The organism is Caulobacter sp. 17J65-9, assembly GCF_010975005.1.
Lineage (GTDB): Bacteria > Pseudomonadota > Alphaproteobacteria > Caulobacterales > Caulobacteraceae > 17J80-11.
The window spans coordinates 1-8,077 of sequence record NZ_JAAIVC010000167.1 but is presented as its reverse complement, the minus strand read 5'-3'; the positions used below and the strand labels follow the sequence as shown (position 1 = coordinate 8,077).

The following is an 8,077-nucleotide window of genomic DNA, read 5'->3' as shown; positions in this document are numbered from 1 at the left end:
AGCTCGCGGCGCCCCTGCGCGGCCGCCTGGGCCCAGTCGCCGCGCGCCTCGGCCAGCGCCCGCTCGACCGGCGCGGACAGCGAGGCGTCGGCCAGCACCGGCGCATAGAGCTCGGCCAGACGCCGCGCCTCGCCGACGTCATGAGCGCGGGCGGTGTCGACGATCTGCTGCGCGCGCGCCCAGACCCGGTTGCCGTTGTATTCCGCCAGCTCGGTGCGCCGGGCCGCATAGCCGGCCGCGCCGGCGTAGTCGCCGAGCAGCTCGCGCTCGCGCGCGGCCGCGCCCAGCCGGCCATGGCTTTCGGCCGTTCGGGTGACCTTCGGATCGTGCCGCCAGGGGTCGCGCTGGATGACGCGCTGGGTGACCAGTTCGTCCTCGGCGCGCCCGAGCGCTTGCTGGGCGTCGCTGATGTTCCACCAGGCCTTACGGAACTCCGGATCGACTTCCACGGCGCGGCGGGCGTAGCGCAGGGCGCCGCGACGATCGCCGTCGGCGAGCAGGAGATTGGCGTAGCCGGCCAGCGCAAAGGGCTGCTCGGCGATCGGGCCGTTCAGGGCCAGGTCGCGCATGGCCGCCTTGGCCTCCACCGCGCGCCCCTGGCCGCTGAGCCAGATGGCGTAGCGATAAGGCTGGGTGTCGCGGTAGATCGCCTCGGCGCTCTGCTGCACCAGGGCGTCCAGCGTGTCGGCGCGCCCCTCGACGGACAGGGCCTTCGTCCCCACCCGGGTGGTCAGCGACAGGCCCCCGGCCGGCGTACGCGCCAGCTCGCCGGAGACGCGGGTCTCGCGGCGCAGGCTGCGGCCCAGCACCCGGTCGAGGTCGGCGATCGACAGACCCGTCCCGGGGATCTCGACCTTCACCTCGCCGCTCCAGTCGTTGGCGAAGGTGCCGGGCGCCCGCGCCGTGTCGGTCTCGGCCTGGAAGCGGGCCAGCCGGTCCAAGAGCCGCGCCGCCACCGCCTGGCCGGTCACGCCCTGCTCGGCCAGCGCCGGCGGCGTGGAGAAGGCCTCGACCACCAGGGCGGTCGATTGCTGGCCCTTCCACAGCAGCGCGCCGGCGACTGACAGGCCGGCCACCACCGCGACCGCGGCCAGCGCCTTCAGCGCCACGCCCATGCGCTGGTCGGCGACCTGCCACTTCAACAGCCGCGCGTGTTCGACCAGCACCCGGCGCGCGGGGCTGTCGGGCGACGGATCGCCCTGCTCCAGCTCCATGGCGATTTCGACGGCGTCGGGCGTGGTCGGCGCGGGCGCGGGCGCCTCGACCTTCTCGACCGGCCGCACGCGGCGACGCCGCGCCGGCGCCGGCGGCTCCAAGAGATCGTCCATGCCCCTCCCCCGAGCTGGCGAACGGCCGTCAACGTAAACGGGAATCACGTGGGGGTGAAAGCGGAGGGAGCGCCGGTCAGATCTCCCCCCGAGCGGAGCGCTGGGGGGAGCAGGCGGCGAAGCCGCCGAGGGGGGCTCCAGCGGAGTGCGACGGTTCCGACGCGCCAAGCTGGAGCCCCCTCCACCGCTTCGCCCAGCCCGCGCCGTCGGCGCGGGCGTTCTTCGCGGCGATCGACAAATCGTTGTCGATCGCATCCGGCCTGCGATGCAGGCCGGCGCTCATCACCCCCCTCCCCCACCGTTCGCTTCGCTCACTCGGGGGAGGATCTTTCCCCCGCCCGCCTCAGGGTTCCCCCGATTGGCGCACGTCCCGCCCCGGCGCACCTCTGGCGCGACCCACCGGCGGAGACCTCCCATGACCCAGAACCTCGGCACCGGCTCCGGCTCGAAGCCTGCGGCCGCGCGCGTCCCCGCCACCCGCGACGTCGCGCAGGAGCACGCCTGGCTGGGCACCGAGACCCTGCAGACCCGCCTGGGCGACTTCGAGTTCGTCGGCGGCTACCCCTCGCCCGACACCGCCGCGCGCCTGCGCGAGGCGCTGACCTTCAACCGGGCGGTGGAGGCCTACCTGGCCCACATGCCGGCGGTGTCCTGGTTCAGCGTCTGGCGCGGCGTGGCCCAGGCCGGGCCCGGCGCGCCGAACCAGCTGGTGCTGTGGGAACAGCTGATGGACGCCGACACCCTGCTTTTGACCGGCAACACCGAGACGGTCTACGGCCTGGCCGCGCTGGACTTAGGCCGCGACGGCCCCGTCGTCATCGAGGTCCCGCCGTCCATGCTGGGCGGCATCGTCGACCTGTGGCAGCACCCGATCGCCGACCTCGGCCCGCTCGGGGTCGACAAGGGAAAAGGCGGCCGCTTCCTGCTGGTGCCGCCGGACCACGCCGACCGCATTCCCGACGGCTACACCGTGCTGCGCTCGCCGAGCTATCGCTTGACCTTCGGCGTGCGCGGCTTCCAGGTCGACGGCGAGCCGGACAAGGCGGCCGAGCTGATCAGGACCGCCCGCATCTATCCCCTGGCCGAGGCCGACGCGCGCGCGGCGATCGGCGTGTTCAACGCCTCGCACCAGGCGGTCGACACCCTGTTCAACGACGACGCGCGCTATTTCGACGACCTGGCCGAGATCGTCGCCACCGAGCCGGAGGACAGGTTCAGCGACGCCGAGCGCTTCCGCCTCGCCGCGCTGGGCATCCAGAAGGGCAAGCCGTTCAAACCCGACGCGCGTCGGCGCGACCTGTTCGACGAGGCGGCCGGCTTCGCCTCGGCGGCCGCCCGCGCCAACAGCTTCGACAGCGCCGATGCACAGGCGCGCCCCTACCCCGACCGCCAGTGGGAGCGGCTGTTCATCGGCGGCAGCGCCCGCTTCGACAGCAAGGGCTTCGTCGACATCGACCAGCGCGCGGCCTTCGCCTACGTGGCCATCGGCATGTCGCCGCAGATGGTCGAGAAGCACGTCGGGGCCGGCTCGCAGTACCTGGCCACCTACCGCGACGCCGAGGGCGCGCACCTGGACGGAGCCAAGGCCTACCGCCTGCACGTGCCGGCCGACGTGCCGGCCATGGCCTTCTGGTCGGTGGTCGCCTACGACGCCGACAGCCGCTCGATCCTGCGCAACGGCCAGCCCTTCCCCACGGTCAGCAGCTACACCGGCCCGAAGGCCAACGCCGACGGCTCCATCGACATCTGGTTCGGCCCCCAGCCGCCCAGCGGCGGCGCCAACTGGATCCAGACCGTGCCCGGCAAGGGCTGGTTCGCCCTGTTCCGATTCTACGGCCCGACCGAGGCGTTCTTCGACGGGAGCTGGAAGCCGGGCGACGTCGAGAAGGTCGGAACGGTGCATTAAATTCGTCATCCCGGCCGTAGCGGAGCGAAGCGCAGCGGAGAGCCGGGACCCAGCAAGCTCGACATCGACGCTGCGAAAGTCGCGCTGCAACAAGCCTCGCGCTGGCTGGGTCCCGGCTCTCCGGCCCGCTGCGCGAGCCTGCGGCCGGGATGACGGGATTTGGACAGCCCCTCACCCTCGACGCGCACACCACCAAGACGCTCGCCATACGCGCAGCCATGCGCCAAGCTGAAGACCAACGATCGCGGGGGCGAATCTGATGCTGGCCTTCCTGGGCTTCACGATACTCGGCGGCGCCGCCGTCACCTGGGGCATGGCCGGTTTCGCGCGCGCGGGGTCAGGCGCCAAGCTCCTGCGCCTGTTGGCGATCCTGGTCGGGCTGCTGATGCTGGCCGGCTCGGCCTTCATGTTCGCGACCCTGGCCCGCATGATCTCGCCCCCACACGCCTACACCTACGAGGACGCGCCTCGCCCGTAAGCGCGCCGCGCGAGCAGGCTTCCGCACGACGGCCTCTCCTGCCAAGCTTGGCGGGACGAACGCGGGAGGGCGAGATGGCGCGGTGGGCGGACGCACTGACCTGGTGGTTGGCGGGGTGGAAGCCCGGGCCGCGGCCGGTGATCGGGGCCGTGATCGCGCTGCTGCTGACCGGCGTGATGGCCGCCTTCTGGATCTGGCTGCCGGTGCTGTGGGGCCAGTGGGTGATCCTGCAGGTGATCGGCGACCTGCTGGAGCGCTGGGGCCTGCGCCCCGGCTGGCGGGTGACGCTGTACATGCTGTGCCTGGTCGGCGCGGTGGGCCAGGCGCTGATCGCCACGACCGACCTGTTCACGCCCGGCCTGGTGCGCCTGCGCTGCGGCGTGCGCGCCCTGGCCGACATGGCCTCGGCCCTGTTCGCGCCGGCGATCGCGCTGGGCTTCGGGCTGAACCCGACGCACGTCCTGGAGCCGGGCTTCCAGCTGGGCGCCTGGATCGCCGCCGGCCTGTTCGCGGCCGGCGCGCTGCAGCTGATCCGCGCGCTCGCCAACCTGCGCCAGGCCCTGCGCCCGCAGCCGCTCGAAGCGGCGCCGGCGGCGGCCTGAACCATCCTCCCCTTGATCGTCACCCTCGGGCTTGTCCCGAGGGCCCAGGGGTCAGCCGCACCACGGCCGGGCCGTTCGCACCCGTGCGCCGAGCGCGAAGCCTCGACAGTTCGTGCGAACGGAACACTGGGCCCTCGGGACAAGCCCGAGGGTGACGATGAAAGGGAAACGAAAACGGGGCGCCCCTTGGAGCGCCCCGTCAGGGGTCAGCGGTTCCGGTCGCCCCGCTCGCCCTTGTGCTGGTCCATGTAGCTTTGGGTGTGGTGGTGAACCTGGCCCTTGTCGTCGCGGTATTCACGCGCCTTCAGGTCGGACTGGGCTTGAGCTTCGGTCCGCTGGCCCTGGGCCTGACCACGCTGCTGGCCCTTGCCGCCCTGCTTCTGACGGTTCGGCATACTGACGCTCCACTGAAACTGTGCGCCCCGAGCGCACCCGCACCAAGCGTGCGCGCACCCCCGCCCGTTCCAGCGGAGCAGCGGAAATCTTGAAATCGCCGTTTTTCGAACGCCGCGACGCAAGCCCCGGAATCAGCGCAGCCTCCCGTCCGCACAAAGGGTTCGCGGGGAGTTCGGCGATGAGGGCGATGGTGGTGATCGGCGTGCTCGCCGCGGCGGCGCTGGGCGGGTGCCAGAAGAAGGAAGAGGCGCCTGCCGCCGCCGAGCCTTTCTCCATCTTCACGCCCAAGAAGCCGGGCCGCTACGCCGGCGTCGGCTTCTATGCGCCCGGCGAAATGTGGACCCAGATCGCCCGCGAACCGTCGGCGCAAGCCGCCGCCGATCCCGCGGGCGCGACGCCGGACGACGACGATCAGATCATCATCGTCGTCGACAGCGTCACCGGCGAAGTGCGCCAGTGCGGCAACCTGAGCGGGTTCTGCATCTCCATGAACCCGTGGACCAAGGCGACGCCCGACGGCAAGGCGGCGCTCGGCGCGCCCTCCGCGCCGGTGGCCCTGACCAAGCACGTGGCCGACCTGCGCAAGGAAGAGGAAGAGGCGGCGAAGAAGGCGGGCGGGTGACCGCGGGCGCGGACCGCGCGGGCGCAGGCCATCTGATCGGCTGGCCCTATCCTCCGCTGTGGGTCGGGCTCTCCATGTCGGCCGGACTGGCGCTGCTGCTGGCGGGCGCCGCCGTCCTGTACCGGCATGTCCGACGCGCACATGCGCTGAGCGGCTTGGGTTTCTACGCCGCGTTCGGCCTTGCGTCCGGCCTCCTGTTCGGCGCGTTTTTCCGCGTCGTCGCGCCGGCGCCGGAGCCGGCGAGCGAGGTCGCCCTGCTTGTGTTTCGGCATCTTGTGGTCGAGAGCGTCGCGCCGCTCTGGCTCTCCCTCGGAGCGGTCACCCTTATCCTGGCCGCCATCCGCAACAGGCTTTCGCCCCACCGGCCCGGCGAGTAGGCGCGCGACGCCTTGCCCCCTAGCGGCAAGCCGCGTCGAACACGGCGGCGTACTCCGGGGCCTTGAGCCGGTCCATCGGCTGGGGCTTGGCCCCGGTCTGCCAGCCCCAGACGTAGCCGACCTCGTCCTCGAGGTTCGGGGACGCGTAGAGGCCCATGTAGGACAGCGTCATGGTCCGCCGGGCGCAGTCCAGTTGGAACTGCACGGATTTCGACCGGATCCGGACGGTCTCGCCGTCGCCGATCTTTTCGGCCACGGGGGTCGCGTATTCGGTGCGGAACACCGCGCCGCGCGTGCCGTCGTCGAACAAATGGGGCCGGACCAACAGAGTCGTCCCGCCCTCCTCGCCGATCCGGGTCCAGCCCTTGACGTCCAGGGCGGCCGCCGGCGGCGGCGGGGCGGAGGCGGCGGCCAGGTACTTGGCGCGGAGCTTCACGATATCGGCGCGCGCTTCGGCCGGGGCCAGACGCTCGGCGGCGTCGAAGTCGGCCGCCGCCCCGACCGCGTCGCCCAGCCGCGCCTTGGCCTGGCCCCGGACGCTGACGATCCGGTAGTCGCCAGGGTAGGCGGCGACGGCGCGATCGAGATCGGCGACGACCTCGGCGTAGCGCCCGCCCTCCAGGTAGACGAAGCCGCGAAACGCCGCCGCCGTGGCGGATTGCGGGGCCAGCGCCACGGCGCGGTTGCAGAGCTCCAGCGCCTTCTCGAACTTCGCGTCGCCGCCGTTGTAGTAGTCCACGCAGGCCTGCAGCGCGGCGTCGGCCGCGCTCGCACCCTCGCCCTGCGCCGAAGCCGGGGCGGGCTGGGCGGCGGCGCTCAGCACAAGCACGGCGCAGGCCAAGGCGGTACGCATCGAGATCAAGGGCTCCCCGTTCCAGCGCAAGCGTAGCGCCGTTGGCCGGCGGCGGGCAATCGGCCTCGCGCTTGCCCGCCGCCCCGCCCCTCCGCTACCCTGAGCGCATGGATCCGAACGCGCCCTCCGCGCGCCTGACGAGGCGAATTCGCCGCCCGGCCTGAACGCCGGGCCGGGACGCCTTTTTCGTCGCCTACCGTTCGAGATCCGGGCCGCGCGCCGCGACGCGCCGCCCGTTCAATGCGAGCTCCGCATGACCCCCACCCTGCACCTGCTGTGCGGCAAGATGGCCGCCGGCAAATCCACCCTGGCCGCCCGCCTGGCCGCCGAACCCTCGACCGTGCTGATCAGCGAGGACCGCTGGCTCAAGCGCCTGTACCCCGACGAGATGCTGAGCGTGGCCGACTACGTCCGCTGCGCCGCCCGCCTGCGCGGCCCGATGGGCGAGCACGTCTCGGCCCTGCTGGCCGCGGGCTTGTCGGTGGTGCTGGACTTCCCGGCCAACACCCTGGCCAACCGCGCCTGGATGCGCGGCCTTTACGAGGCCGCCGGCGCCGGCCACCGCCTGCACCTGCTCGAGGCCGACGACGCCCTCTGCAAGAGCCGCCTGCACGCCCGCAACGCCGCCGGCGCCCACGAATTCGCGCCGACCGACGCGCAGTTCGAGCTGATCACCAGCCACTTCGCCCCGCCGACGCCGGAGGAAGGGTTCGAGGTGGTGGTACATCGGCAGGGGTGAGGCGTTACAATTCCTCGCTCTGCACCACGTCGAGGTCGCGTTCGGCCCTGTAGCGGGCGACCGCCGCGGGATCGACCTCGACGGCGGTGCGCCCGCCCAGCGCCTGCAGCGCCGCGACCAGCTTCGGACGGTTGGTGGCGCGCGCCACGTCCAACGCCGTCTGGCCGTCGACGCTGATCAGGTTGACGTCCAGCCCGCCCCCGACCAGCACCGTCACGCTCTCCGGATTCCGGCAGCTCGCCACGACCGTGTGCAACGCCGGCCGGCGCGTCCGGTCATTCGGCGGATAGCTGGCCGGCAGGCCGGTGCGGGCCAGCAGCCGCGCGATCGAGGGTTTGCACGACTGGCCGGCCCAGTTCGACCAGATCCTCCACGGATCCTTCGCCCGGCTCGGGTCGAAACCGCGCGCGACCAGCCGCTCCATCACTTCGCCGTAGCCGCTGTAGGCGGCGCTGGCGAAGGCCTTCTCCAGCGCCTGCGGCCCGTGCGCTCGCACGACCTCCGCGGCCAGCAGGTCCATCGCCTTCAGCTCCGCCGCCCCCGGGCTGTCCGGCCAGTCCGGGACCTCGACGTCGGGGGCGAGATAGCCGCGGGGCACGCCCGCCGGCGTGTCGCCCAGCCGGGCCACCCAGCTCACCGACTCGATCAATGGTGCGCCGGCCTCGGCCAGCCGGCGCACCATGGCCGCGTCGCCGCGCCGGGCCGCGGGCCCGAGCGCATAGGTCGCCCGCGGGCGCGCCGTCTTGGCGAGCGCCGCCTGCGCCGCCTCCCTGTAC

Annotated in this window: 11 protein-coding genes; 6 read left to right on the top strand and 5 right to left on the bottom strand. The window is 72.7% G+C overall.

Going from position 1 to position 8,077, the window contains the following annotated elements; all coding sequences use genetic code 11:
• A partial coding sequence (locus tag G3573_RS18200; protein WP_205598353.1) for a hypothetical protein occupies positions 1 to 1,328 on the bottom strand: 1,328 nt, incomplete at its 3' end.
• Between the two features lie 76 nt (positions 1,329 to 1,404).
• Positions 1,405 to 1,611 (bottom strand): hypothetical protein, encoded by a 207-nt coding sequence (locus G3573_RS18195; RefSeq protein WP_163263109.1) that lies wholly within the window; start codon positions 1,609 to 1,611, stop codon positions 1,405 to 1,407.
• A 132-nt stretch (positions 1,612 to 1,743) separates the two neighbouring features.
• Between G3573_RS18195 and G3573_RS18190 the strand changes: the two genes are divergently transcribed.
• From G3573_RS18190 to G3573_RS18180, 3 genes are all read left to right on the top strand, one after another.
• Positions 1,744 to 3,234 carry a DUF1254 domain-containing protein gene (locus tag G3573_RS18190; RefSeq protein ID WP_163263108.1) on the top strand — a complete coding sequence of 497 codons (1,491 nt, stop codon included), beginning with the start codon at positions 1,744 to 1,746 and terminating at the stop codon, positions 3,232 to 3,234.
• A gap of 259 nt (positions 3,235 to 3,493) precedes the next feature.
• Entirely contained in the window at positions 3,494 to 3,712 is a 219-nt protein-coding gene (locus tag G3573_RS18185) for a hypothetical protein (RefSeq protein ID WP_163263107.1), read from the top strand.
• A 74-nt stretch (positions 3,713 to 3,786) separates the two neighbouring features.
• Entirely contained in the window at positions 3,787 to 4,314 is a 528-nt protein-coding gene (locus tag G3573_RS18180) for a hypothetical protein (protein WP_163263106.1), read from the top strand.
• 206 nt (positions 4,315 to 4,520) lie between these two features.
• Here G3573_RS18180 and G3573_RS18175 read toward each other — a convergent pair whose 3' ends face one another.
• Positions 4,521 to 4,709 (bottom strand): hypothetical protein, encoded by a 189-nt coding sequence (locus G3573_RS18175; RefSeq protein ID WP_163263105.1) that lies wholly within the window; start codon positions 4,707 to 4,709, stop codon positions 4,521 to 4,523.
• A gap of 179 nt (positions 4,710 to 4,888) precedes the next feature.
• On the opposite strand from G3573_RS18175, the gene G3573_RS18170 reads away from it, so the two are divergent.
• The gene (locus tag G3573_RS18170; RefSeq protein ID WP_163263104.1) at positions 4,889 to 5,332 is read left to right on the top strand and encodes a hypothetical protein; all 444 of its coding nucleotides are present in this window, start codon (positions 4,889 to 4,891) and stop codon (positions 5,330 to 5,332) included.
• Positions 5,329 to 5,709 carry a hypothetical protein gene (locus G3573_RS18165; RefSeq protein WP_163263103.1) on the top strand — a complete coding sequence of 127 codons (381 nt, stop codon included), beginning with the start codon at positions 5,329 to 5,331 and terminating at the stop codon, positions 5,707 to 5,709. The genes G3573_RS18170 and G3573_RS18165 overlap by 4 nt, the downstream gene beginning before the upstream one ends.
• A 19-nt stretch (positions 5,710 to 5,728) precedes the next feature.
• Here the strand turns inward: G3573_RS18165 and G3573_RS18160 are convergent, their stop codons facing one another.
• Positions 5,729 to 6,562 (bottom strand): hypothetical protein, encoded by an 834-nt coding sequence (locus G3573_RS18160; RefSeq protein ID WP_163263102.1) that lies wholly within the window; start codon positions 6,560 to 6,562, stop codon positions 5,729 to 5,731.
• Between the two features lie 253 nt (positions 6,563 to 6,815).
• Between G3573_RS18160 and G3573_RS18155 the strand changes: the two genes are divergently transcribed.
• On the top strand, positions 6,816 to 7,301 hold the full coding sequence (locus G3573_RS18155) for an ATP-binding protein (protein ID WP_163263101.1): 486 nt from the start codon (positions 6,816 to 6,818) through the stop codon (positions 7,299 to 7,301).
• 4 nt (positions 7,302 to 7,305) lie between these two features.
• Here G3573_RS18155 and G3573_RS18150 read toward each other — a convergent pair.
• A partial coding sequence (locus tag G3573_RS18150) for a hypothetical protein (RefSeq protein WP_205598352.1) occupies positions 7,306 to 8,077 on the bottom strand: 772 nt, incomplete at its 5' end.